The following is a 22,923-nucleotide window of genomic DNA, read 5'->3' on the forward strand; positions in this document are numbered from 1 at the left end:
ATTTTAACCGCACATTTCATAAGTGATTTTCATGCGCCCGACCTTAAGCCAATTTCTCGATGCCTTGCCGGCAACTGTGCCGTCTAATCTGAAAGCGCTGGTGCTTGATATGGCGGCCGCTTGCCGCGATATCGGCCAGACGGTCAACAACAGCGCCATTACCGGCAAACAGGGCGCACTGGCTCAGGAAAATGTGCAGGGCGAGGTGCAAAAGGAACTGGATGTCATCGCCAATGACATGATGCTGGAGCCTGAGCGCTGGCATGGCCGGGTGGCGGCAGTGGCGTCTGAGGAAATGGATACCCTGCATCCGATTGCTGATGGCGGTGAGTATCTGCTGGTGTTTGACCCGATCGACGGGTCGTCCAATCTGGATGTCAACGGTGTGGTCGGCACGATCTTTTCGATCCTTGACGCGCCCAAGGGGCGGGCGGTGACCGAAGCCGATTTCCTTAAACCCGGTAAGGAACAGGTCGCCGCCGGTTACACGGCTTACGGCCCGCAGACGACGATGATGCTGACGCTGGGGGCGGGGACTTTTGCTTTTTCCATCGACCATGACCGCGGCGAATGGGTGCTGATCCGCGATCAGGTCGCTATCCCGGAATCGACGCGTGAGTTTGCCATCAACATGTCCAATCACCGTCATTGGGAAGCGCCGGTGCGCCGTTATATTGATGAGTGTGTGGCCGGCAAGGATGGCCCGCGCGGGGTTGATTTCAACATGCGCTGGCTGGCGTCCATGGTCGGGGATATTCACCGCATTCTGACGCGCGGCGGGGTGTTTATCTATCCGGTCGATCAGCGCGCCAGTGGTAAAAATGGCAAGCTGCGGCTGCTGTATGAGTGCAACCCGATTGCGATGGTGATCGAGCAGGCGGGCGGGACGGCGACCGATGGCCATCAGCGTATTCTGGATATCGCACCGACCGCCTTGCATCAGCGCACGGGTGTTGTGCTGGGTTCAAAAGAAGAGGTCGCGCGGGTCACGCAGTATCACGGCTGAGGTCAAGTCACCATTCATGCTAAAGCCCAGTCTGCCCAAAGATAGTCTTGAACGACCTGTGCCCTTGGTGTGGAAAGGCATATTTGTCGAGATCGTAAGCAGGTTTATATCCGGCGACTATGCTTTGAGCTCTAGGCCCGTTGGAGTGTGTGAAATCACACCAGATCGGGCAGAGTTTATAGCCGCCCAAATAGCCTCATACGGCGATGACTTAATTGAACTGTCAGACGAGACTTGGAGCAGATCCGTATATGTATGGATGGATGGATATTGGGAAGTTATCATCGATCTTTGCATGAAAGACCAAGGGGTAAGTGATCTGGCTTTGCTCGCAAAAATATACGAAGGCGAAGACGAGAAATTCATCTTTAAAGTTGAGTCTGTTTACGTTCCCTGAGCCCTATCAAAGCCATACTCATAGGCGAAATCTGACCTAATGTATGGAGGTGAGCTTTGCGTGCTGTAAGTTTGCTGATGGTGGCGGCGTTATGGGGAGGTCTGGCTCAGGTTGGGCCGGTAGTGGCGCAAGGTCATGATGACAATGGCAATGTCGCCTATGTCTTTGATCTGATTAATGCCGAGCGCGAGGATCGCGGCTGTGATCCCCTGAACTTCGATCCGCGTTTAGCTCGCGCCGCCCAGCGCCATGCCGATGCGATGGCCAGACAAAACTTCTTTGCGCACAAAGGCCCGGATGGCACGTCGGCGGGCCAGCGGGCGATATCCTCCGGCTATCGCTGGATCATGGTGGCGGAAAATATCGCCGCCGGTCATATGCGGCCGGATGATGTGGTGGAGGGCTGGATGAACAGTCCCGGCCACCGCGCTAATATTTTAAGCTGCACCCTGACCGATACCGGCATTGCCCTCAGTTACCAGCCCGATGACCGGCCCTTACCGGGGCAAAGGCAGGCCTATCGCTGGTACTGGGTGCAGGTGTTCGCAAGGCCTGCACGCTAATCCTCCGGGTCTTTTTCCTTTTTGGAATCGAACGGGAATGCGCCATGCACGGCATCGCTTTTGGGCTTGATCATCACCGACAGCAGCATGGTCACGGTCAGGATCGCCGCCGTACCGCCCAGTGACCACTCGATCGGGATCTTATAGATATCGATCAGCAGCATCTTGGAACCGATAAACACCAGAACCAGCGCCAGACCGTAGGGCAGGAGGTGGAATTTCTCATGCAGGCCCGCCAGCAGGAAGTACATGGCGCGCAGACCCAAAATCGCGAACACATTCGAGGTCAGGATGATAAACGGGTCAGTGGTGATGGCAAAAATCGCCGGTATGGAATCGACCGCAAATACCACATCGATAATGCCGATCAGGATGACCACGACCAGCATCGGCGTCGCCATTTTAAGGCCATTGACCTTAGTGAAGAACTTTTCGCCATCAAAATTAGGGGCAATGGTGAAATGTTTACGCACCCATTTCAGGGCCGGATTGGCCTCAAGGTCCGGCTCGTCGCCCGCCGCCAGCCACATCTTGATGCCGGTGAACACCAGAAACGCGCCGAACAGATAGAGTATCCAGTGGAACTGCGCGATCAGCCAGGCACCAACCAGAATTAGCGCCCCGCGTAACACCAGCGCCACCAGGATTCCGATCATCAGGGCGCGTTTTTGATATTCCGCAGGGACTGCGAAATAGGTGAACAGCATCAAAAAGACGAAGATATTATCGACCGCCAGCGCCTTTTCGACCACATAGCCGGTCACGAACTCCAGCGCCTTGGTGTCGGCTAACTGTTTGGCGGAGGCATCGGTGCCGGTGCCACCCATATACCACCACAGGAAGCCCACGAACACAAAGCTGACGCCCACCCAGATCAACGACCATATGGTGGCTTCTTTCATGGACACCTTATGGGCCCCCTGTTTGTTCATGGCGAAGAAGTCGATCAACAGAGCGACAACGACAAAGGCCGCAAACAGTGACCATAATAACGGCGTACCGACAGACATCATGATAGGTGCTCTCAAAAGGACAGACGGGTGGTGTGAACCAGTCCCGGTCTTGCCGTCCGCGCATTGAAACTTAAGCGCGGTTACCGTGCCGGAAGTCCTGTGCAGGACTACGTGCTGACGACACGGCGGGAACCTGATACGCGGCTCCGGCTACTCCCCGAGGGATGCGATTATTAATCAGAAAGCCCTCCGGTGTGTCAACGGGGCTTTGCGCTCATGCACAAAAAAGCCCTGCCGGTGAGGGCAGGGCTTTTTAAATCTATAAGGCAGTTGCCTTACGAATAATACTTCGCCATCGAGGCCAGAGAGCGGGCCTTGATTTTGGAGGCATTGCCGGCGGTGCCAAATTCTACGAAGCGGTCGTGACAGACCTTTTGCATCGCTTCCTTGGCGGGTTTCAGGTAGCCGCGAGGATCAAAACCTTCAGGGTTTTCCATCAGGTATTTGCGGATCACGCCGGTGATAGCCATGCGGCAGTCGGTGTCGATATTGATCTTACGCACGCCGATCTTGATGGCCTTTTGCAGTTCTTCGACCGGCACACCATAGGTTTGCGGCATCTTGCCGCCATAGGCGTTGATGACGTCCTGAAGCTCCTGCGGCACCGACGACGACCCGTGCATGACAAGGTGGGTGTTGGGCAGGCGCTTATGGATTTCTTCGATCACGTTCATGGCCAGCACTTCACCGTCGGGCTTACGCGAGAATTTGTATGCGCCGTGCGAGGTGCCCATCGCGATCGCCAAAGCATCAACGCCGGTTTGAGCGACGAAATCGACGGCCTGATCCGGGTCGGTCAAAAGCTGCGAGTGGTCGAGCACGCCTTCGGCGCCGTGACCGTCTTCAGCTTCGCCCATGCCGGTTTCAAGTGATCCCAGCACGCCCAGTTCGCCTTCGACCGACACGCCGCAGGCATGGGCGAAATCGACGACGGTCTTGGTGACATTGACGTTATATTCAAAATCCGCCGGGGTCTTGGCATCGGCCTTGAGTGAGCCGTCCATCATGACCGACGAAAACCCGTTCTGAATGGCGGTGGCGCAGGTCGCCGGTGAGTTACCGTGGTCCTGGTGCATCACCAGCGGAATTTCAGGATAGATTTCAATCAGCGCCTCGATCATCTTGGATAGCATGATGTCGTGGGCGTAGTTGCGGGCCCCGCGGGAGGCCTGAATGATCACGGGTGATTCCGTGGCGCGGGCAGCGTCAAGGACGGCCAGCCCCTGTTCCATATTATTGATATTAAAGGCCGGTACGCCGTAATTATTCTCGGCCGCGTGGTCGAGAAGCTGGCGTAAACTGATACGAGCCATGGAATTTTCCCTCTTTCATGCTTCGTGTTTACAAATGGCCGCCGCGTCAAAATATGCCAGCGCGGCGAAGGTTATGGTCTTTGTTTCAAGTTTCGGCTGCCTGTTAACAGCCCTTTTTTTGTTATGGTATTGATCATTATAGGCCTCAAAGGATTAAAAACTCAATCCTTTGAGGTGGTTAACTGTATGACCTGCGTTTTAGCCGTTCAAAGCTGCCACACCGGGTAATTCTTTGCCTTCCATCCATTCAAGAAACGCGCCACCGGCGGTCGAGACAAACGTCATGTCGTCGGAAACACCGGCGTGGTTGAGGGCTGCGACCGTATCACCGCCACCGGCAACGGCGGTCAGAAGCTTGGCCTTGGTTTGCGCTGCCGCAAAATGCGCGGCCTCAACGGTAGCTTTATCAAATGGTGGCAATTCAAATACGCCCAAAGGGCCATTCCAAATAAGGGTTTTAGATTTAGAAATCGCGTCTTTCAGAATATCCACGGTCTTCGCACCTGCGTCAAATATTTTATCGTCAGGGGTGAGCGCCTCATCAATCGAGATTTCGCGCGACGGGGCGTGGGCCTTGAATTCCTGGGCCACGACGACATCTACCGGCAGCAGGATCTCGCAGTGGTTTTCATCGGCCAGCTTCATGATTTCGCGCGCGGTGTCGGCCATGTCTTTTTCACACAAGGACCCGCCGATGTCGTAGCCGAGGGCATAGAGGAAGGTGTTGGCCATGCCGCCGCCGATCGACAGGGTATCAAGACGGGTGACGAGGTTTTTCAGCAGATCAAGCTTGGTCGAAACCTTTGAGCCGCCGACAATGCCGATAACCGGACGCACCGGCGTGCCAAGGGCGGCATCAAGTGCTTCCAACTCACGGCGCATGGACTCACCCGCATAGGCCGGGATCAGGTGGGCCACGCCTTCGGTCGAGGCGTGGGCGCGGTGGGCGGCGGAAAAGGCGTCATTGACATAGATGTCGCCCATAGCGGCCAACTGTGCGGCAAACTCAGGATCGTTTGTCTCTTCGCCGGCATGGAAGCGGACATTTTCCAGCAGGATCACGCCGCCATTGGCCATATTGGTGATCAGGGCCTTGGTGGCATCGCCCACGCAGTCATCGCTGAGCGATACGGGCGCACCGATCAGGTTCGACAGGGCCGGGGCCACAAACGCCAGGCTCATTTCCGGCACGACCTTGCCCTTGGGCCGGTCAAAGTGAGCCAATAGGGCGACCTTCATGCCTTTGGCGGTCAGTTTCTGGATGGTCGGTAAGGCCACGCGAAGGCGGGTGTCGTCGGTGATTGTGCCGCCATCGACGGGTACGTTGAAATCAACCCGCACCAGCGCGGTCTTACCGGCTACGTCTTTGAGGCTGTCTAGGGTTTTGAAAGGCATGGAATATCTCATTCAAATGGATTGGGCTGACCTGAGTGGCAAGCTAAATTCAGAAAGATTTGATGTATATCTCAATAAAGCTAAAAAGTTCCGAAGGGCCGCCCCAAGGAACTTTTTCTCCGTATCGGCAAGGGGGTACATGGGGGAAAACCGGTTTTCCCCCATGATCTTACAAGTATTTCCCAAACGCCACAGCCGTGTCGGCCATGCGGGTCGAAAAGCCCCATTCGTTGTCGTACCAGGTCAGGATGCGCACGAACTGACCGTCGATCACCTGCGTCTGGTTAAGCGCAAAGGTCGAGGACGCCGGATTGTGGTTGAAATCCGAAGATACCAGCGGCTCATCCGTATAGGCCAGAACGCCCTTCATCGGGCCATCAGCGGCAGCGATGATGGCGGCGTTGACTTCTTCCTTGGTGACCGGGCGCGACGGCACGATCTTGAGGTCAACGACCGACACGTTCGGGGTCGGCACGCGGATCGAAGACCCGTCGAGCTTGCCCTTAAGGTGCGGCAGCACCAGGCCAACAGCCTTGGCGGCACCGGTCGAGGTCGGGATCATGGAAAGGGCTGCGGCGCGGGCGCGGTACAGGTCCTTGTGCATGGTATCGAGCGTTGGCTGATCACCGGTATAGGAGTGGATGGTCGTCATGTAGCCGCGCTCAATGCCGCACAGGTCGGATAAGACTTTGGCGACCGGTGACAGGCAGTTGGTGGTGCAGGATGCGTTGGAGATCACCACATCATCAGCGCTTAAGGTGTCATGGTTGACCCCGTAGACGATGGTCTTGTCGGCATTGTCGCCGGGGGCGGAGATAATGACCTTCTTGGCGCCGGCTTCGATGTGGGCCAGAGCCTTGTCCTTGGACGTAAAGATGCCGGTGCACTCAAAAGCGATATCGACGTTCAGCGCTTTGTGCGGCAATTCAGCCGGGTTCTTGATGGCGGTGACCTTAATGGGCGCATAGGTGCGGCCATTGGCGTTGATCAGGATAGAGTCGCCTTCGACCTTGACCTCGGCCGGGAACTTACCGTGCACCGAATCGTAGCGCAGCAGGTGGGCATTGGTTTCCACCGGCCCCAGATCGTTGATCGCCACCACTTCGATATCCGTGCGGTTATTCTCGATGATCGAGCGCAGAACCAGACGGCCGATGCGGCCAAACCCGTTAATCGCAACACGTAACGCCATATTTAGCTTCCCTTATAGTAGATTTTGAAACCGTCCTGACGGGCGGAAGCGTAGATCAAATGCGGGTTTCGTTTTGGCCCAAACCCCTGACAAGTCAAGACCTAATCGGCCCTAACGGCTATATGATAACGCTATCAATGGGTTTCAACAGGCGCGCTTGCGACCTAAAGGCGCGGCAGGGTGAAGATGGCATCCAGACCGCTTAAAATCCCGCCTTCGTAGCGGTTCTCAAGGCGCAGACTACCGTGCATCGACAGGCTTAAGGATTGCGCGACCGATAGCCCCAGACCTGCGCCGCCGGTATCGCGGTTGCGGGAGGTCTCCAGCCGGTAGAACGGCTCAAAAACGGCCTCAAGCGCCTCAGTCGGCATGCCGGGGCCGTGGTCGCGGATAACGACCTCGGCCATGTTTTCACGCGCCCGCAGGATCACCTCACAACCGTCACCGTAGCGGCAGGCGTTTTCGATCAGATTGGTCACAATGCGACGAATGGCCATGTCATTACCCAGCACGGTGATGTTTTCAGCAATGTCACCGCAGGTGACGTCGTGAATGTCGGCATTGTCTTCGCACACGATCTCGATCAGGGACGACAGGTCAAGCCGGGTCAGGGTTTGCGCCATTTTCTCAGCGCTGGCGAACCCAAGTGCTGAATTGATCAGGCTGTCCATGTGGGCGATGTCCTGATTGATCTTATCGCGGGCGGATTCCGGCAGGGTTTCAATCCGCAGACGCAGACGGGCCAGCGGTGTCTTCAGGTCGTGGGCAATGGCGGCGATCAGGGCGGTACGCGATTCGACCTGTTTTTTCAGCCGGATCTGCATGTCGTTCAGTACATGGGTCGCGGCGCGCACTTCCTTGGGGCCGCGGGCTTTCAGGGGGGCGGCATCTGCGTCAAAGCCCAGTGTGCGCGCCCCTTCGGCCAGAGCGCGGATCGGGCGCGTCAGGCGGCGCGACATGAAAAAGGCCAGCGGCGTGACCGCCAGCGCGGTCAGCAAAAACCCGACCAGCAGGTTTTTCTGCCACGGCTCAATCAACGGGCGCGGCGGGATCAGGACGCGCCAAGTACCATCGGTTTGCTTCCATGCGGCCCGAAAGGCCGGGAAGGTCACCTGAGTGTTCAGACTTTCCGGCAGTTCCGATGCGCGGAAATCAGGGCCGATCATTCTGAGATTATCACGCGGGCCATCGGAACCCATATTACGCGGCGGCCCATCCGGCCTCGCAAATTTTGGCCCGCCTTCCGGGCCTCTGTTTTGCGGCCCTTCCGGGCCGGGCGCCATCCAGCGCTGGGGGCCAGGACCACCGAAGCCGTTACGACCACGCTGACGGCCATCGATAAAGACATTCGTTACCGGCACGCCCAGAATTGTGGCCAGACGTTCGCGCAAGAAAGTTTCAAACGGATGAGACCGACCGGGGTCTGCCAACTGGCGGGCAACAAAGTCAGGCGTTTCAGCCACCGTTTCCATGCGCAAGTTGCGTCCGGTTTTCAGCTTGACCTGCCCGGTTTTCAGGGCTTGCGCCGCTTCGGTCAGGGTATAGCCCTGCGGCGGTGGGGACGGGGCTTTGAGCACAATCAGGGTGTTGATCGCCAGCGACAGGACAAGCACCGCCAATGCCATGCCCAGCACCTGCCAGAAAATCGGCAGATCCGGAAAAAAGCGTGAGGTTTTAGGCGGTGCAGCCTTAAGGTCGGACATATTTAAGGGTTACTTCAAGGGCCTGAACATATAGCCAATGCCGCGAATGGTGCGGATGATCTCATCCTGCGTGTCGTCGTTGAGCTTGCGACGCAAACGGCTGATCTGGACATCGATGGCGCGGTCAAAGCTTTCGGAGTTGGGGCCGTGCAGGTAGTCAAGGATCTGGTCGCGGCTCAAGGCGCGGCCCGGACGGTCGAGGAACACCCGCAACAATTCAAACTCGGCATTGCTAAGCGCCACCTGCACGCCATCGGGGCGGATCAGAATGCGCTTGATATTATCAAGCTGCCAGCCAAAAAAATGTGTGATGGGTGAGGTGCCGTCCTGGCGCGGACCCTGCTCACCACGGCGCAGGATGGCACGGATGCGCGCCAGCAGTTCACGCGGATGGAACGGTTTGGCCAGATAATCATCGGCCCCCAGTTCCAGCCCCACGATCCGGTCGACCTCTTCGGCGCGGGCGCTGAGCATGATCACTGGCGGGCCCTTGGCGGCATTCAGGCGTCTGCAGATCGACAGGCCGTCTTCGCCCGGCATCATAAAATCAAGCACCACCAAATCAATATCGCCGCGCATCAATACACGATCCATTTCGCGCGCGCCGGACGCGGTATGTATTTCAAAACCATGCTGACCCAGAAAGTCGGATATCAGGTCGCGCAGTTCCCGGTCATCATCGACCACCAGCAGGCGTGACGTCTTGATCGACGGGGTGGCGGTAGAGGCGGATGCCGAAGCGGTCTGGGTCATGTGCTTGCCGTGGGTTCGCGGTCGTTGGGAGTATATCCGCTTATGACCGTCATGTGGGGCAATAAGATTTCACGATTGTAACATAACCGATGCCACGGGTCAGGATACACTTCGCGCCAGCAGTTTCTGGATATCCTCCGGCGTCAGTATCCGCCACTGACCGGGTTTGAGGTCACCTAGGGTCAACTCACCCATGCGGGCGCGGTGCAGGGTCTCAACATGGTTGCCTACGGCGGCAAACATCCGGCGCACCTGATGATAGCGGCCTTCATAGAGCGTAAGACGAGCTGTGGTCTCACCGGTGACCTCAAGAAATGCCGGTTTAAGCGGCTCTTTTTCGGCTTCCAGCAACAGGGTGCCGGATTCAAATATCGCCCCTTCATGACCGTTCAGCGGACGGGCCAGCGTCACCTCATAGACCTTGGGGACATGGTTTTTGGGAGAGATGATCCGGTGCAGGAAATCGCCGTCATCGGTAAACAGCAGCAGCCCCGACGTATTGGCGTCCAGCCGTCCGATGGTCGACAAAACCGGCTTACGATCCCTGAAACGGGCGGGCAAAAGCTCATAAACCAACTGGCCGGTGTCCTTGGTCGAGCAGACATAGCCCACGGGTTTGTGCATCAAAAGCACCACGCCATGATCGGGATCGAGCGGGCGGCCCTTGTAGCGGACATCGTCATGGGCGATTTTGGCGTCGTCGCTCAGCCGCTCACCGTCGGTATCGGCGAACACGCCCATGCGGATCAGTTTCTGCACATCCTTGCGCGAGCCATAGCCGAGATTGGCGAGGTGTTTCACGAGGCGCATCAGGATCTGCGCCTTAAGGTTTCGCCTTGTGAGACCTTTTTATTGTCTGGCACATCGCGCTTTGAGAATTTTTTATCCTCGGACGCCTCATGTTTCCGGGGTTTTTTCTTTACCGGAGCCTCACTCATTGAGGATGCTTCAAACACCTTGTAGGCCCCATCATCGGCCAGTATTTTGACGACCTTGAACACGGTTTTGAGCGTGTCTTCGTAAGGTAAATGCCGGTTGGCGACCATGTAGAACGCGCCCTTGGGCTTAAGGGCCGCCGCCGCAGAACGAATGAAGGCCTTGCCCAGATCGTGCTTATCGGCGCGGTCGATATGGAACGGCGGGTTGGAGACGATAAAATCGAAATCGCCGCCGATCCCAGAGGTGACATCCTGCCAGTGGTAATCGACGGCCAAGCCTGTGAGGTTCTGACGGGCCAAGTCTAGCGCGCGCTGTTCGGCTTCAAACACCTCCATTTTGGTGACCGCCGCATTGCGGGCCATGATCTCAGCCGTCAGATAGCCAAATCCGGCACCCAAATCCGCGCCGTGGCCGCTCAATGGCGGCAGGTTTTGCACCAACAGTTTTGAGCCCGCATCGATCCGATCCCAGGCAAACAGGCCGGGGCGGCTTAGGAACCGACCGCCCTCAATCGGGCGCACGGCGTCCAGTTTTGACCAGGCGTCAATCAGATCGCGATTGAGTTTACCGGCGTTTATGCGCGCCCAGAATACGCGGCATTTGTGTTTCGACAGGTTGGAGATATCACCGGTTAAGGCCTTGAGGTCGCCCTCAACCGTCTTGGCGCCTTCAAGGTTCGACACTGATGCCATGACAATGCCACCGTCAGCCGTGGATAAAACCGCGCGGGCCAGCAGGGCTCGATATTCGTCACGCTGACGCGGCGGCAGGACGAGGGTGAGGGGGTAGAGTGCATCATCCTCTTCGGGACGGGCGCTAAAGCCCTGTTGCGTCAGGGCTTCCAGCGCCGGTTTGAAGCTCTGCTCGCACACTAATTTCTCGCGGTAATCGCGCAGGGCCAAACCAGCCCGCGCCCGCAGGAACAAAGCTTTGCCATCCGCAGGCAGATCAACAAGGCCATCATTAAGCGGCAGGACGAGGGTATCTAAAACAGGATCATTCATCATGCGCGCCCTATGGCATAGGGGGCTGGAAATTAATAGCCCGGATTAGTGACCAAGATAGCGCTGGGGCTTATGGTAAGTCATCATGACGGTGCTCATGGCCGCGGCACTGATGACCGAATAGAGCAGGTTCATGGGGCTGACCACAAAGACCGAAGCCGTCATGATCAGGGCGTCGCACACCGCTTGAGTCTTACCGGCGTTAATCCCGCGCGTCTTTTGCAGATAGAGCGACAATACGCCGGTGCCGCCCGCCCCGGCACCATGCCGGGCCAGCGCTAAAATCCCCATGCCGATAATTGTCCCACCAAAAATGGAGGCAAAAACCGGATTAAGGTGCGCGGGCGTAAACAGGTGCGGAAACAGGGCGGCCATCGCCATGATAGCGATATTGACCACGATCGTCTTGACCGTAAACCGCCAGCCCATGCTCAGCAGGGCAAATATAAAGAACGGCACATTGATCAGCGTAAACAAAAGTCCCACCGGTGCCGGGATCAGATAGGACACCAAAAGCGCAATGCCGGCCACGCCGCCGGTCACAAGCCCCGCCGTCTTAAGCAGCACCAGCCCCAGCGCTATGAACGAGCAACCAATGGCGAAGGCATAGATGTCTTCAAACAGGGTGTGTTTGGCCTGCGCTTTAAGCCCCTGATCGTCCAGGATGGCCGATGATCGGGATAAATCTTTCGGCAAAAGGGAGCGAAGGCTGAAGGTCATATCGTGGCGCGCTTATATTCGGGTGAGTTGTTGCGCGGAATGATAGTTTCAAACGATATTTTTTCAAGCGCCATAACCGTCAGCATGGCAATAAAAAAGGCCGCTCCCGAAGGGGCGGCCTTTTTCGAAACATCTAAGCTTTTAAAAGCTTATGCGTTTTCCAGCTTCTCAGCCGACATCTTGCCGGACTTAGGATCGCGAGCCAGCTCGTAAGACAGCTTTTGACCTTCGTTAAGGCTGCGGAAACCCGCGCGCTCAACGGCCGAGATGTGAACGAAGATGTCGTTCGAACCGTCTTCAGGGGCGATAAAACCGTAACCCTTGGTGGCGTTGAACCATTTTACTGTGCCTGTGCTCATGACGAACCCTTTCAATGACAGTGTTTATACGCACATCCGCAAAATCGCGTCGTGCCTCGCTCGTTTCGATAATTGAATGGAAGTTCGCCGATACGGTTTTTAGTGAAACCGCAAAAACAAATTAGCAGACAAGTTATAGATCGAAGGCCCCTTGTATAGCTTTAAATCCATAAGGTCAAATTAATAAGCCATGTGGTTTTTTATCTATTTGTCATCGGCCAAAAAAAAGCGCGAACGGTAAAGACCGTCTGCGCTTTTTTATTCAACAGATTCAGTAGGCTTATAAAGCGGCCAAGGCTTTTTCGACTACGGCCTCTTTGGTGATGCCAAATTGTTTATAGAGCACATCCTGCGGTGCGGAGGCCCCAAACGAGGTCATGCCGACAAAAATACCGTCCTTACCGATAAATTTTTCCCAGCCCAAGGACACCGCCGCTTCGACCGCGACATTGACCGGTGTGGTGCCGATGACCGAGGCTTTGTAGGCAGCATCTTGCGCATCAAACAGTTCCCAGCACGGGGTCGATACGACGCGGGTCGCAACACCTTGGGCCTCAAGCTCTTTCTGGGCGGCAATGGCGACCGAGACTTCGGTGCCGGACGCGAAGATCGAGACCTTAGCCTCAGAAGAGGCAGAACGGATCTCATAAGCGCCCTTGGCCGACAGGTTGTCGCCACTTTCGCGGGCGGCAGGCACTTTTTGACGCGACAGCACCATCAGCGACGGTGTGGTTGTCGATTTCAGCGCGGCCTTCCAGCATTCGGCGGCTTCGACGACATCGGCGGGGCGGAACACCAGAAGGTTCGGCATGGCGCGGAACGACGCCAGATGCTCGACGGGTTGGTGGGTCGGGCCGTCTTCGCCGACGCCGATGGAATCATGGGTCAGGACGTTGATGGTGCGGATGCCCATCAGCGCGCCCAGACGAATGGCAGGGCGGCTATAATCCGAAAACACAAAGAAGGTGCCGGAATAGGGGATGACCCCGCCGTGCAGCGCCATGCCGTTCATGGCGGCCGACATGCCGAATTCACGCACACCGTAGTGGACGTAACGACCACCGTAGTTTTCGGTGTCGTAAGCCGTCATACCCTTGACGAAGGTGTTGTTGGAGCCGGTAAGATCGGCCGAGCCGCCCACCATGTCATCGATATGGGGCACCAGTTGCGCTAACGCCGCGCCCGAAGCCGAGCGGGTGGCATCAGCGGGCTTGATCTCTAACGCTTGCGCAATGTGGGCATCAAGCGCGTCAAAGGCATTGGCCGGCAGTTCGCCGTTCATGGCGCGTTTGAAGTCAGCGGCGTGGGCGTGGCTTTTCAGTTTGGCGTCCCAGTCCTTGTGCGGGCGGGCTTGTCTGCGGGCCGCAGCTTCCCAGGCCTTTTTGATTGGCGACGGCACGGTGAAGGATTCGGCTTCCCAGCCCATCGCCTTGCGCGCCAGTTCGATGTCGGAATCAAACAGAGTATAGCCGTGGGAATGCGGATCGCCTTCCTTGGGGCCAGCACCCTTGGAAATCTTGGTTTTGCAGGCGATCATGACCGGCTTTGATTGCTGCGTCGCCCAGCGCAGGGCGGCGGCGATCTTACCGTGATCATGACCATCAACGGCCTTGACGGCCCAGCCAGCGGCCTTAAAGCGCGCCAGTTGGTCGCCGGTCTCAGCGATGGTGGCCACGCCGTCGATGGTGACATTGTTGTCGTCCCACAGCACGATCAGCTTATTGAGCTTTAACCGTCCGGCCAGCGAGATGGCTTCGTGCGACACGCCTTCCATCAGGCAGCCGTCACCGGCAATCACCCAGGTCTTATGGTCAACCAGATCGTCGCCAAAACGGGCGTTCAGATGACGCTCAGCCATCGCCATGCCGACCGCGGTCGCCAGACCTTGACCCAGTGGGCCGGTTGTGCATTCGATGCCCGCCGTGTGGCCATATTCCGGGTGGCCGGGCGTGGCTGAGCCCCACTGGCGGAAGTTTTTGATGTCGTCCATCGACACCGACTTAAAGCCGGTCAGGTGCAGCAGCGAATAGATCAGCATCGAGCCGTGACCTGCTGACAGAACAAAGCGGTCGCGGTCAGCCCAATCCGGGGCCTTGGGGTCATATTTAAGAAACTTGGTCCACAAAACGGTCGCCACATCGGCCATGCCCATCGGCATACCCTGATGGCCCGACTTGGCGCGGTGCACCGCTTCCATCGACAGGACCCGCACGGCATCGGCCATGACGGTCGGTGAAGGCTTGGCGGTCAGGGTGCTGAGTATATCTGAAGACATGGGCGGGTCTCGAAAAACGTGTAAAAGCGGGAATCCGCAAGCGGATTAATGAATTTGTCGCTGCCTTTAACGCATGCGCGCGGGTAAGGGTATAGCTTCTTTTGAAAAAATACGTCTTTTCGTTTAGACTCTTTAGGTCATTATCGGTTATGTAAAGTGTTTTCAGAGGCATATGGCCCCAAAGTTCAGTCAAGACTTCAGACGAGAGTTCAGGTGATGGATAATCCTCTTACCCCCCCACAGGCTGGACAGCCCGGTTCGATGCTAACCGGTGCGGTTGAGCGGCTGGATAAGGCCCTGCTGGCGGTGGAACACCGTTTGAGTATGCTGCAACACGGTGATGTGTCGTTTCCGGCGGATGGAGTTTTGCCCGATGCCATGCTGTCAAAAGAACTGGAAGAGACCAAGGCGCGCGAAAAGGCTGTGACCGATGCCGCCAATGGCGCATTCGAGGCGCTGGGCGAAGCGGCGGCCTCTATCCGTAAAATTCTCAAAGACGGGGAGGCTGCCTGATGGCTGAGGTCACGGTTCGCGTCAACAATAAGCCCTATACGGTTGGCTGCGCTGATGGTCAGGAAGGCCGCGTGCAGGAACTGGCCCGCCTGTTTGATGAGCATGTCGAAATGGTTGTGGGCGATGTCGGCTCGATCGGGGAGGTGCGCCTGTTTTTGATGGCGGCGTTGCTGATGATCGATGAGATGCAGGACCTTAAGGTTCAGCTTGAGGAACAGCAATCGGCCACAGCGCGCATGTCGGCGGGAGCCCATGAAATGGAACGCCGCGCCGCCTTTGCGATTACCGACGCGGCCGAACGGTTGGAAAAACTGGTCGCAGATAAAGCTTAAAAACAAAGGAACTCCCCCTAATGTAGGGGGAGTTCCTTTGTCTTACTTGCCCTGCACGTTTAGCGTCCGTTCCGGCAAGGTGACGGTGACCGATTGTCCGGCATCGGTGGCGGATTTTGCCAGCGAGACCTTGTAATCCCCCGCCGCGATCTTCCAGGTCTTAGACGGCGTATCGTATGACCCCAATAGACGCGGATCGACCGTCACGGTCAGGGTTTTTGACGACCCCGGCGTCAGATTGACCTTATCCCAGCCGCCGAGGCGTTTCGGTGCTTCCCACTTAGCGGTCGTGGGCGAGACATAGACCTGCGGCACATCGGCGGCCTCGACCTTACCGGTATTGGTTACCGTGAACGACACGCTCAGTTTGCCGTTCGCGTTCGAAGCCTTCAAATCCGAATAGGCAAAGGTCGAATAGCTCAGACCGTGCCCAAAGGCGAACAGCGGCTTATGGCCTTTGAGGTCGAACCACTTATAGCCAATGGCCGCCCCTTCGATGTCATAGTTCACATCGACACGCAGGTCAGGCTTTGAGTTGTCGCCATCAAGCTTGGGGCGGGGCAACTGGCTAAGCGACGCCGGGAAGGTGACCGGCAGGCGGCCCGACGGTGAGATTTCGCCGGTCAGGACGCGCGCAAGGGCGGTGCCGCCGCTGGAGCCGGGATACCAGGCCTCAACCACCGCGCCGACCTTAGGCAGCCACGGCATGAACACTGGCCCGCCGGTTTGCAGCACGACCACGGTTTTGCTGTTGGCGCGGGCAACGGCATCGATCAGGGCATCGCCACCGTGATCGAGCTTTAGCTCGGCATCAAAGGACTCGCCCGTCCACTGGGAGCCGAACACGATGACCACATCAGCCCCGCGCGCAGCTTTGGCGGCAGCCTTTACGTCCTTGCCGTCGTGGAAAACAACCTCGGCCTTGGTGCGGGCCCTGATCCCGGCCAGAGGGGCATCGGGGTAATAGGTGATCGGGCCGGGGAACTCATTGGCGTATTTTGAGGTATCGGGCACAGCGTTTCCGCCGAGACCGTAAACCTGCGACGAGCCACCGCCCGACAGCACGCCCTTATCGGCATGGCCACCGATGACCACGACTTTCTTGGCCGTGGCGGCGATCGGCAGCAGGTTGCGTTCATTCTTCAGCAGCACGATCCCACCTTCGGCATCGGCCTGAGTGACCTTGGCATTCGCGGCAAAGTCGATATTGGCGTCGCTAACGGTGGTCTGATCAATCGGCTTATCAAACAGACCCGTGTTAAACATAGCCCACAGGATGCGGCGCGCCATATCATCGAGGCGTTCAGGCTTTACAAAGCCATTATCGACAGCTTCTTTGAGCGGACCCGCGAAATAGTTGGATTTGTCGAACGGATAGCCAGACTGCTGATCCATGCCGGCATTGGCGGCGGGGATAGTGGAGTGGGTGGCGCCCCAGTCCGACATGACATAGCCTTTATAGTTCCAGTCGGTTTTCAGAACTTCGGTCAGGAGGTACGGGTGTTCGCAGGCATAGACGCCGTTGTAGCGGTTATAGGCGCACATGACCGAGGCCGGGTTGCCAACCTCAATCGCAAACTGGAACGCCAGCAGGTCGGACTCGCGCGCGGCCTTATCAGACATATTGGCCGACAGGGTGAAGCGGTTGGTTTCCTGAGCGTTGGCGGAATAGTGCTTGACGGTCGAGATGATGTTGTTGGATTGGATGCCGCGGATCTGTTCCCCGACCATGATCCCGGCCAGCAGCGGGTCTTCGCCGCCATATTCGAAATTGCGGCCGTTACGCGGTTCACGCACCAGATTAACGCCGCCCGCCAGTTGGACGTTAAAGCCCGACAGGCGCGCTTCCTTACCGATCATCGCCCCGCCTTTGAAGGCCAGATCGCGGTCCCACGTCGCGGCGGTCAGCATCCCTGACGGTAAAACGGTGCGCAGGCGCGGATTTGGCCCGCGCTGAGAGGCGACGCCTACACCGGCGTCGGTCAGCCACTGATGGGGTATCCCCAGACGCGGCACGCCATACACAAACCCGGCGGATTGATGCAGGCTTTCCTTCGGCGGGCTCCAGTTCAGGCCATTGATATCGCCGCGGGTATTAAGCCAGGCGCCGTCCGATGCGAAATGTCCGAACACCAGGGTAAACTTTTCACTTTGCGTCATTTCTTTGAGCAATTGCTCGACGCGGGCGTCGGCGCTTTGGTTGGCATTCAGCCACGGCTTTTGCGCCGGTTCGGCCAGTGCGGCGGGGGCGGGCGTCTGTGCCTGCGCGGGCAGGGTAAAGCTTAAGGTCGCCGCTGAGGCCAGCAGGGCCAGTTTGATGGAAATTCGCATGTGTTTCGCGTCCCTTGGTAGATCGTTAGGTTGATCAGTGTCGGCATTATTATTTTGGTTGGTGAAAGTCATAAAACGGGATTTCGTGTCTGTGAAGTCATAATTTATGACATCGATGTCTTTTTTATTGACTTGCGGCTCCACGGTTTGTCTCTGACGGGACGTTATCGCTACCATTTCGGGACATGAAATAATAAAATCCACACTCTTGCCGATGTGGGCCCAAGGCCTTACATTAATCGGTGGCGGGTCTTGCTGCGGTTCACGTCAGTGATCACCTAATCCTTCTGACCTTAATCTCTTAGAACGGGGGCTGTCCCTGACTGAGACCGTGGTCTCTATCACATGGCTCCCACCTGACTAGTCAGGTCCTGAGTGGATTTAAACGCTTCGCAACGGATCTCGCGGCGCCGCCACAGAATACTTACTCAGGAAAAAGTTTCGGCGGCAAAGCCGCCAAATACGTTTTTCCTGTTTCAACATGGAGAAAATTTTCTAAGGGCGGCCCTTCGAAAATTTTCACTTTTTATACTCCCCCAGCACGCTGGGGGAGGTGGCAGCCGTAAGGCTGACGGTGGGGGGGCAGTGACAGCCGATAAATCCCTATTACGCGCGGAGATGAAATCCCACCGGGCGGTGCTGGCTCAGGCCGATCCGACCGCAGGCGACCGGCTGACCCACATGGCTGATATTGATGCCGTGGGCGTTGTTGCCGGTTACTGGCCCATTCAGTCCGAATTATCGCCCCTGCCATTGATGCAAAAGCTATCGGAGCAGGGCTGCGCGCTGGCCCTGCCGTGCCTGATCCCGGCGGAGGGTGGCGGCTATGTCATGGCCTTTCGCCGCTTTGAGCTGGGGGATCATCTGGAACTCGGCCCCTATGGCATCAGCCAGCCCGACGCCGATAAGTCCATGATTCTGCCGGATGTCGTGCTGGTGCCGCTGTTGGCTTTTGATCGTAAGGGCGGCCGGCTGGGCTATGGCGGCGGGTTTTACGATCGCGCTTTGGACTTTCTTAAATCGCAAAAAGAGATTAAAGCGTGGGGCATTGGCTTTGCGGGGCAGGAACTCGACGAAGTGCCGTTAGAACCCCACGATCAGCGCCTTGACCTTATCCTGACGGAAGCGGGTGCTATCCATATATAAGGTAGTCTTATGCGCTTTGCGTTTTTCGGTGATGTCGTTGGTAAATCCGGCCGGGATGGCCTGACGCAACACCTGCCGATGATCCGCAAAAAGCTGGGGCTGGAGTTTGTCATCGTCAATGCCGAAAACGCCGCCTCTGGCTTTGGGATTACCGAAAATACCGCCCGCGAACTGTTCGAAGCCGGGGCCGATTGTCTGACACTGGGCAACCATTCCTGGGATCAGAAAGAAGCCCTGACCTATATTGTGCGTGAGCCGCGCCTGATCCGGCCCAATAACTATCCGCGTCTGGCCGATGCACCGGGGCGAGGGGCCAACCTGTTTCAGACCGAAAGCGGCAAATCGATTCTGGTGGTCAATCTGCTTGGCCTTGTTCACATGGCGTCGATGGATGACCCGTTCGCCAGCGCTGACAAAGAGCTTGAGGCCTGTCCGCTCGGCGTGGCCGCCGATGCCATCGTTATCGACATGCACTGCGAAGCCACGTCTGAGAAAATGGCGATGGGCCATTTCTGCGATGGCCGCGCGTCGCTGGTGGTCGGCACCCATACCCATGTCCCGACAGCGGACGCGCAAATCCTGCCCGGCGGCACGGCCTATCAGACCGATGCCGGGGCCTGCGCCGACTACGACAGCGTGATCGGCAACGATAAGGAGGAACCCCTGCGCCGGTTCACCACCCGGATTTCGCGCGATCGCTACCGTCCGGCCTCAGGCCCTGCGACCGTATGCGGCGTGTTTGTCGAAACCGACGACAAGACCGGCCTTGCTGTGCGTGTAGAACCTATCCGTTTCGGCGGACGCCTCAAGCCGACCTTGCCAGAGGTTTAGGTTTTGGTTTAGAAGCGACACAAACCAACTTTGATACTGAAAACACAAAAAATGTATTTGGCGGCTGTGCCGCCGAAACTTTTTTGTGAGTGAGGACTAATGGCCGGCCATAGTAAATACAAAAACATCATGCACAAAAAAGGGCGCGCCGATTCTGTGCGCTCAAAGCTGTTTTCCAAGCTGTCGCGCGACATTACCGTGGCCGCGAAATCAGGTATGCCGGACCCGGCCATGAACCCGCGCCTTAGACTGGCGGTCAATAACGCCAAGGCCGAGTCCATGCCCAAGGACAATATCGACCGCGCCATCAAAAAGGGTGCGGCCGGTGATGCGGATACCTTAGAAGACGTGCGCTACGAAGGCTTTGGCCCGGCCGGTATCGGCATTATCGTTGAGGCTCTGACCGATAACCGCAACCGCACCGGCGGCAATGTCCGCTCGTTCTTCAGCAAATACGGCGGAAACTTAGGCGAATCCAATTCGGTCAGCTTCATGTGGGATCGCCTGGGCCAGATCGAATATCCGCTCAAGGCCGGAACGGCTGACGCCATTATGGAAGCCGCCATCGAAGCCGGGGCCGCTGATGTCGAAACCGACGAAGACCCCGAAGAGGGCGGTCACCTGATCTATACCGCTTACGAAGACCTCAACGCAGTAACTGAGGCCATGTCAAAGGTTCTGGGCGATCCGAAGTCGACCAAGTTTATCTGGAAGCCGCAAACCCTGTCGCCGATTTCGGGCGATCAGGCGCGTACCCTGATGAAGCTGCTCGATGCGCTTAATGATGATGATGACGTGCAAAACGTCTACGCCAACTTTGATATTTCTGACGAAGAGATGGAGGCGCTGGGCCTTTAAGGGCTTAAGCGTATAAAATGGCAAAGGGCGCGAGGGGGAACTTTCGCGCCCTTTTATTATTGAATCCTATCAGAAATTTATGGACGTTCGTTCACAATGCCGTCTGCTTAAGGAGTCGACGTAATGCGCATATGTATCGGAATGGTGGTTGTGGCGGCGGTTGGCCTGACTGGCTGTGTATCGACCTATTCTACAGATCCGGTTATGGGCATGGGGGCCGCCGCTGTCGGTGAACCGCAGGCGTTTAGCGTCACGATGTTCGATCATCCCGATGAGACCGCACCTATGCCGACTGTTCACCATAGCCCCGCCGTGGCGGGTAGGTAACGCCTGATGTCATTATAGTATTGTCAGGATTCAAGGCTTTGAATGGCTTGTGAAATGTGCAATTATGCGGCGTTAACCATATTTCGGGGGATGTTATGCGTGTGAAGTTGATAATCGCGGTTTTGGGAGCGGGCGCTATGCTGTCGGGCTGCGTTAGCACCTACACGTCGCCGGTCGCTGTTTTGTCGACGGGCGAGCAAGCTGGTCGCTGCGTGCGTAAAACGGACGGCAAAAAGGCGCCGCAGATCATGACCTATGATTCCGATAGCCGCACAGAAACCCATGCCTCCAATGAGGGCGATGAGTACAAGTACTCGGTTCAGAACAAGCCACAGCGCACCGCTGTGGGCGTCAAAGGCGGCACCGATAAGGGCGCTGATTTCGACGTATGCCGCGAAGACGGCTATTAAGCCTTACCGGCTTTGATAATTTAAAAAGGCCCGAACCAAGGTTCGGGCCTTTTTGTTATGGATTTGCGACCTAGTTCGTGGCGCGGATCGGGTCAGCCACATAGTTGGAGGGCGTGTAGCCGTTTTCGGCCAGCGATGCTGGAACCTTGGGCCAGAAATCATCAAACAGTTGCAGTATGGCAGAGCGGCGGCTTTCGGCGACTTCTTCCGGACCTTCGGGGCCGGAGACGTAGACCGGGCCGCCGGGTACTTCGAACTCAGAGCCCTTATACCACGGCGTGCAGGTGCGCACCGACGGATCAAGATCGCCCCATTTTAGGTGGCGGCAACCTTCGGGATCGGCATCGATCATATTGTCAACGGCGCGGATTTTCGCCCCGTCCTTGGCCAGCATACCGGCGGTACGCACCAGAGCGATCTTGTTGCCGCCGATAAAGGCTTCGCCGCGAGTGACATCGATGCCGATTTCACGCGCCATAATGAAGTTGTTCAAAATCCGCACACGATCCAGATCTGAGACAATGGCGTGTTCGGTATTTTCAAACAGCGAGTTTGAAATCAGACCTTCGCCCACCCCTTCGATGTGCAGCCCTTGCGCAAAGTTAAGTATCTGAAGGCGGTTAAGGCTGATGATGCTTTTGTAGGTCGATAAGGTAATGTCGATCGCCCGCGCATTCTGGCCGCGTTCAAAGCCATGCCAGTCGGCCAGTTGGATAAAGGTGATACCTTCCAGGCGGCTGTCGCCGACCAGATTGGCTTTCAGGCCGTGATAGGTGGTGGCGATATAGCTGTTTTGGCTGAACAGTTCGGCATTACGAATGCTCAGAGCTGCCGTCAGCGTGCGGGCCACCAATGTCGAATCGACCAGGTTAAAGCGTCCGGCGTCGATATCGACCGCAGGCGCATCGCCATCATAGCGCACTTGCGACTGCTCAAGCGTCAGTTCCTTACCCGACGAAGAGATGCAGGAGGTGTTGTCGCCGCGTTGTGACGACAGGCTGATGTTGCGTAACACCACCAGATCGGCGCTCGGCTCAATGCGGATACAGGGTGAGCCGTGGCGGGCGACAATCGCCGGAATACGGTCGTTGGTCGAAACCCCTTCGAGGATGATTGATTTTTCCAGACGCAGCGACATCACGCACGAACGGGTTTTCGAGATGAAGCGCACCTTGGAATAGGATGGCAGCTTTTCGATCTGGCGCTCGATCCACGCATCCGGGCGGTTCGGATCGGCGCGGTAGGTATCGCAATTGACCGTGATGGTGCGTGGGCTGCCGTAATAGCCATACTTGGAGCGATACGGATAATAGCCATGCCCATACCCCCCGCAGGAGCGCAGTCTCGGATCAAGCAGCACGCCAAAGCACGGACGGGTCAGGGCCTCGACCTTGGCGGCATTGTAACCCATCGGCATTTGCGCCGAAGCGACATCGCGTGTGACCGCGCCGGACGCCAGCCAGACGCAACCCAGCGCTAACGCCCCGGAGACAGCACCGAGCGCAGGTTTCGCCAGTTTGTTCATCGCTTTACGCATCCACAT

General features: G+C 57.1%; 23 protein-coding genes. 10 read left to right on the plus strand and 13 right to left on the minus strand.

Annotated features, from left to right (window positions below; genetic code table 11):
* Positions 1-31: 31 nt before the first annotated feature.
* From IE102_RS06970 to IE102_RS06980, 3 genes are read left to right on the plus strand one after another with little or no spacing between them, the layout of a single operon-like run.
* Positions 32-1,006: a class 1 fructose-bisphosphatase gene (locus IE102_RS06970; protein WP_189485672.1), complete on the plus strand. Its 975-nt coding sequence runs from the start codon at positions 32-34 to the stop codon at positions 1,004-1,006.
* A gap of 16 nt (positions 1,007-1,022) precedes the next feature.
* Positions 1,023-1,403: a DUF7668 domain-containing protein gene (locus IE102_RS06975; protein ID WP_189485673.1), complete on the plus strand. Its 381-nt coding sequence runs from the start codon at positions 1,023-1,025 to the stop codon at positions 1,401-1,403.
* A gap of 56 nt (positions 1,404-1,459) precedes the next feature.
* On the plus strand, positions 1,460-1,966 hold the full coding sequence (locus tag IE102_RS06980) for a CAP domain-containing protein (RefSeq protein ID WP_189485674.1): 507 nt from the start codon (positions 1,460-1,462) through the stop codon (positions 1,964-1,966).
* Here the strand turns inward: IE102_RS06980 and IE102_RS06985 are convergent.
* The 11 genes from IE102_RS06985 to tkt form a co-directional block, all read right to left on the minus strand.
* Entirely contained in the window at positions 1,963-2,979 is a 1,017-nt protein-coding gene (locus tag IE102_RS06985) for a TerC family protein (RefSeq protein ID WP_189485675.1), read from the minus strand. The two genes, IE102_RS06980 and IE102_RS06985, sit on opposite strands and share 4 nt — an antisense overlap.
* Positions 2,980-3,254: 275 nt before the next feature.
* Positions 3,255-4,292 (minus strand): class II fructose-bisphosphate aldolase, encoded by a 1,038-nt coding sequence (gene fba / locus IE102_RS06990; protein ID WP_189485676.1) that lies wholly within the window; start codon positions 4,290-4,292, stop codon positions 3,255-3,257.
* Positions 4,293-4,490: 198 nt separating this feature from the next.
* Entirely contained in the window at positions 4,491-5,687 is a 1,197-nt protein-coding gene (locus IE102_RS06995; RefSeq protein WP_189485677.1) for a phosphoglycerate kinase, read from the minus strand.
* A gap of 169 nt (positions 5,688-5,856) precedes the next feature.
* Positions 5,857-6,879 (minus strand): type I glyceraldehyde-3-phosphate dehydrogenase, encoded by a 1,023-nt coding sequence (gene gap, locus IE102_RS07000; protein ID WP_189485678.1) that lies wholly within the window; start codon positions 6,877-6,879, stop codon positions 5,857-5,859.
* Between the two features lie 164 nt (positions 6,880-7,043).
* Positions 7,044-8,582 (minus strand): HAMP domain-containing sensor histidine kinase, encoded by a 1,539-nt coding sequence (locus IE102_RS07005; RefSeq protein WP_189485679.1) that lies wholly within the window; start codon positions 8,580-8,582, stop codon positions 7,044-7,046.
* Between the two features lie 9 nt (positions 8,583-8,591).
* Positions 8,592-9,335, minus strand: a complete 744-nt coding sequence (locus tag IE102_RS07010; RefSeq protein ID WP_189485680.1) for a response regulator — start codon at positions 9,333-9,335, stop codon at positions 8,592-8,594.
* Between the two features lie 99 nt (positions 9,336-9,434).
* Positions 9,435-10,145 (minus strand): pseudouridine synthase, encoded by a 711-nt coding sequence (locus IE102_RS07015; protein ID WP_189485681.1) that lies wholly within the window; start codon positions 10,143-10,145, stop codon positions 9,435-9,437.
* Positions 10,145-11,281, minus strand: a complete 1,137-nt coding sequence (locus IE102_RS07020; RefSeq protein ID WP_229807601.1) for a class I SAM-dependent methyltransferase — start codon at positions 11,279-11,281, stop codon at positions 10,145-10,147. The genes IE102_RS07015 and IE102_RS07020 overlap by 1 nt, the downstream gene beginning before the upstream one ends.
* Positions 11,282-11,323: 42 nt before the next feature.
* Positions 11,324-11,998, minus strand: a complete 675-nt coding sequence (locus tag IE102_RS07025; RefSeq protein WP_189485682.1) for a YitT family protein — start codon at positions 11,996-11,998, stop codon at positions 11,324-11,326.
* 149 nt (positions 11,999-12,147) lie between these two features.
* Positions 12,148-12,357 (minus strand): cold-shock protein, encoded by a 210-nt coding sequence (locus IE102_RS07030; protein WP_189485683.1) that lies wholly within the window; start codon positions 12,355-12,357, stop codon positions 12,148-12,150.
* Positions 12,358-12,637: 280 nt separating this feature from the next.
* Positions 12,638-14,632: a transketolase gene (gene tkt, locus IE102_RS07035; RefSeq protein ID WP_189485684.1), complete on the minus strand. Its 1,995-nt coding sequence runs from the start codon at positions 14,630-14,632 to the stop codon at positions 12,638-12,640.
* 216 nt (positions 14,633-14,848) lie between these two features.
* Here tkt and IE102_RS07040 point away from each other — a divergent pair, with 216 nt between their 5' ends.
* Both IE102_RS07040 and IE102_RS07045 read left to right on the plus strand, forming a co-directional pair.
* Complete coding sequence (locus IE102_RS07040; protein WP_189485685.1) at positions 14,849-15,145, plus strand: hypothetical protein; 297 nt, start codon at positions 14,849-14,851, stop codon at positions 15,143-15,145.
* Positions 15,145-15,477 (plus strand): cell division protein ZapA, encoded by a 333-nt coding sequence (locus tag IE102_RS07045; RefSeq protein ID WP_189485686.1) that lies wholly within the window; start codon positions 15,145-15,147, stop codon positions 15,475-15,477. The genes IE102_RS07040 and IE102_RS07045 overlap by 1 nt, the downstream gene beginning before the upstream one ends.
* Before the next feature lie 42 nt (positions 15,478-15,519).
* Here the strand turns inward: IE102_RS07045 and IE102_RS07050 are convergent, their stop codons facing one another.
* The gene (locus IE102_RS07050; RefSeq protein WP_189485687.1) at positions 15,520-17,808 is read right to left on the minus strand and encodes a beta-glucosidase family protein; all 2,289 of its coding nucleotides are present in this window, start codon (positions 17,806-17,808) and stop codon (positions 15,520-15,522) included.
* Between the two features lie 585 nt (positions 17,809-18,393).
* Between IE102_RS07050 and IE102_RS07055 the strand changes: the two genes are divergently transcribed.
* The 5 genes from IE102_RS07055 to IE102_RS07075 all read left to right on the plus strand — a co-directional run bounded on the left by IE102_RS07055 (position 18,394) and on the right by IE102_RS07075 (position 21,380).
* The gene (locus tag IE102_RS07055) at positions 18,394-18,954 is read left to right on the plus strand and encodes a 5-formyltetrahydrofolate cyclo-ligase (protein ID WP_268247458.1); all 561 of its coding nucleotides are present in this window, start codon (positions 18,394-18,396) and stop codon (positions 18,952-18,954) included.
* A gap of 9 nt (positions 18,955-18,963) precedes the next feature.
* Entirely contained in the window at positions 18,964-19,785 is an 822-nt protein-coding gene (locus IE102_RS07060) for a TIGR00282 family metallophosphoesterase (RefSeq protein WP_189485689.1), read from the plus strand.
* Between the two features lie 99 nt (positions 19,786-19,884).
* On the plus strand, positions 19,885-20,643 hold the full coding sequence (locus tag IE102_RS07065; protein ID WP_189485690.1) for a YebC/PmpR family DNA-binding transcriptional regulator: 759 nt from the start codon (positions 19,885-19,887) through the stop codon (positions 20,641-20,643).
* Positions 20,644-20,766: 123 nt separating this feature from the next.
* Positions 20,767-20,970 (plus strand): hypothetical protein, encoded by a 204-nt coding sequence (locus IE102_RS07070; RefSeq protein WP_189485691.1) that lies wholly within the window; start codon positions 20,767-20,769, stop codon positions 20,968-20,970.
* Between the two features lie 95 nt (positions 20,971-21,065).
* Positions 21,066-21,380 carry a hypothetical protein gene (locus IE102_RS07075; RefSeq protein ID WP_189485692.1) on the plus strand — a complete coding sequence of 105 codons (315 nt, stop codon included), beginning with the start codon at positions 21,066-21,068 and terminating at the stop codon, positions 21,378-21,380.
* 70 nt (positions 21,381-21,450) lie between these two features.
* Here the strand turns inward: IE102_RS07075 and IE102_RS07080 are convergent, their stop codons facing one another.
* Positions 21,451-22,923 carry a hypothetical protein gene (locus tag IE102_RS07080; RefSeq protein WP_189485693.1) on the minus strand — a complete coding sequence of 491 codons (1,473 nt, stop codon included), beginning with the start codon at positions 22,921-22,923 and terminating at the stop codon, positions 21,451-21,453.

Source organism: Asticcacaulis endophyticus, assembly GCF_014652575.1.
Classification (GTDB): domain Bacteria; phylum Pseudomonadota; class Alphaproteobacteria; order Caulobacterales; family Caulobacteraceae; genus Asticcacaulis; species Asticcacaulis endophyticus.

Bases quoted from the DNA above. Each gene is read 5' to 3' on its own strand.
- IE102_RS06970 (WP_189485672.1), top strand. From the start codon at position 32: ATGCGCCCGACCTTAAGCCAATTTCTCGATGCCTTGCCGGCAACTGTG.
- IE102_RS06975 (WP_189485673.1), top strand. From the start codon at position 1,023: ATGCTAAAGCCCAGTCTGCCCAAAGATAGTCTTGAACGACCTGTGCCC.
- IE102_RS06985 (WP_189485675.1), bottom strand. From the start codon at position 2,979: ATGATGTCTGTCGGTACGCCGTTATTATGGTCACTGTTTGCGGCCTTT.
- fba (WP_189485676.1), bottom strand. From the start codon at position 4,292: ATGGCTCGTATCAGTTTACGCCAGCTTCTCGACCACGCGGCCGAGAAT.
- IE102_RS06995 (WP_189485677.1), bottom strand. From the start codon at position 5,687: ATGCCTTTCAAAACCCTAGACAGCCTCAAAGACGTAGCCGGTAAGACC.
- gap (WP_189485678.1), bottom strand. From the start codon at position 6,879: ATGGCGTTACGTGTTGCGATTAACGGGTTTGGCCGCATCGGCCGTCTG.
- IE102_RS07005 (WP_189485679.1), bottom strand. From the start codon at position 8,582: ATGTCCGACCTTAAGGCTGCACCGCCTAAAACCTCACGCTTTTTTCCG.
- IE102_RS07010 (WP_189485680.1), bottom strand. From the start codon at position 9,335: ATGACCCAGACCGCTTCGGCATCCGCCTCTACCGCCACCCCGTCGATC.
- IE102_RS07015 (WP_189485681.1), bottom strand. From the start codon at position 10,145: ATGCGCCTCGTGAAACACCTCGCCAATCTCGGCTATGGCTCGCGCAAG.
- IE102_RS07020 (WP_229807601.1), bottom strand. From the start codon at position 11,281: ATGATGAATGATCCTGTTTTAGATACCCTCGTCCTGCCGCTTAATGAT.
- IE102_RS07025 (WP_189485682.1), bottom strand. From the start codon at position 11,998: ATGACCTTCAGCCTTCGCTCCCTTTTGCCGAAAGATTTATCCCGATCA.
- IE102_RS07030 (WP_189485683.1), bottom strand. From the start codon at position 12,357: ATGAGCACAGGCACAGTAAAATGGTTCAACGCCACCAAGGGTTACGGT.
- tkt (WP_189485684.1), bottom strand. From the start codon at position 14,632: ATGTCTTCAGATATACTCAGCACCCTGACCGCCAAGCCTTCACCGACC.
- IE102_RS07040 (WP_189485685.1), top strand. From the start codon at position 14,849: ATGGATAATCCTCTTACCCCCCCACAGGCTGGACAGCCCGGTTCGATG.
- IE102_RS07045 (WP_189485686.1), top strand. From the start codon at position 15,145: ATGGCTGAGGTCACGGTTCGCGTCAACAATAAGCCCTATACGGTTGGC.
- IE102_RS07050 (WP_189485687.1), bottom strand. From the start codon at position 17,808: ATGCGAATTTCCATCAAACTGGCCCTGCTGGCCTCAGCGGCGACCTTA.
- IE102_RS07060 (WP_189485689.1), top strand. From the start codon at position 18,964: ATGCGCTTTGCGTTTTTCGGTGATGTCGTTGGTAAATCCGGCCGGGAT.
- IE102_RS07065 (WP_189485690.1), top strand. From the start codon at position 19,885: ATGGCCGGCCATAGTAAATACAAAAACATCATGCACAAAAAAGGGCGC.
- IE102_RS07070 (WP_189485691.1), top strand. From the start codon at position 20,767: ATGCGCATATGTATCGGAATGGTGGTTGTGGCGGCGGTTGGCCTGACT.
- IE102_RS07075 (WP_189485692.1), top strand. From the start codon at position 21,066: ATGCGTGTGAAGTTGATAATCGCGGTTTTGGGAGCGGGCGCTATGCTG.
- IE102_RS07080 (WP_189485693.1), bottom strand. From the start codon at position 22,923: ATGTGGATGCGTAAAGCGATGAACAAACTGGCGAAACCTGCGCTCGGT.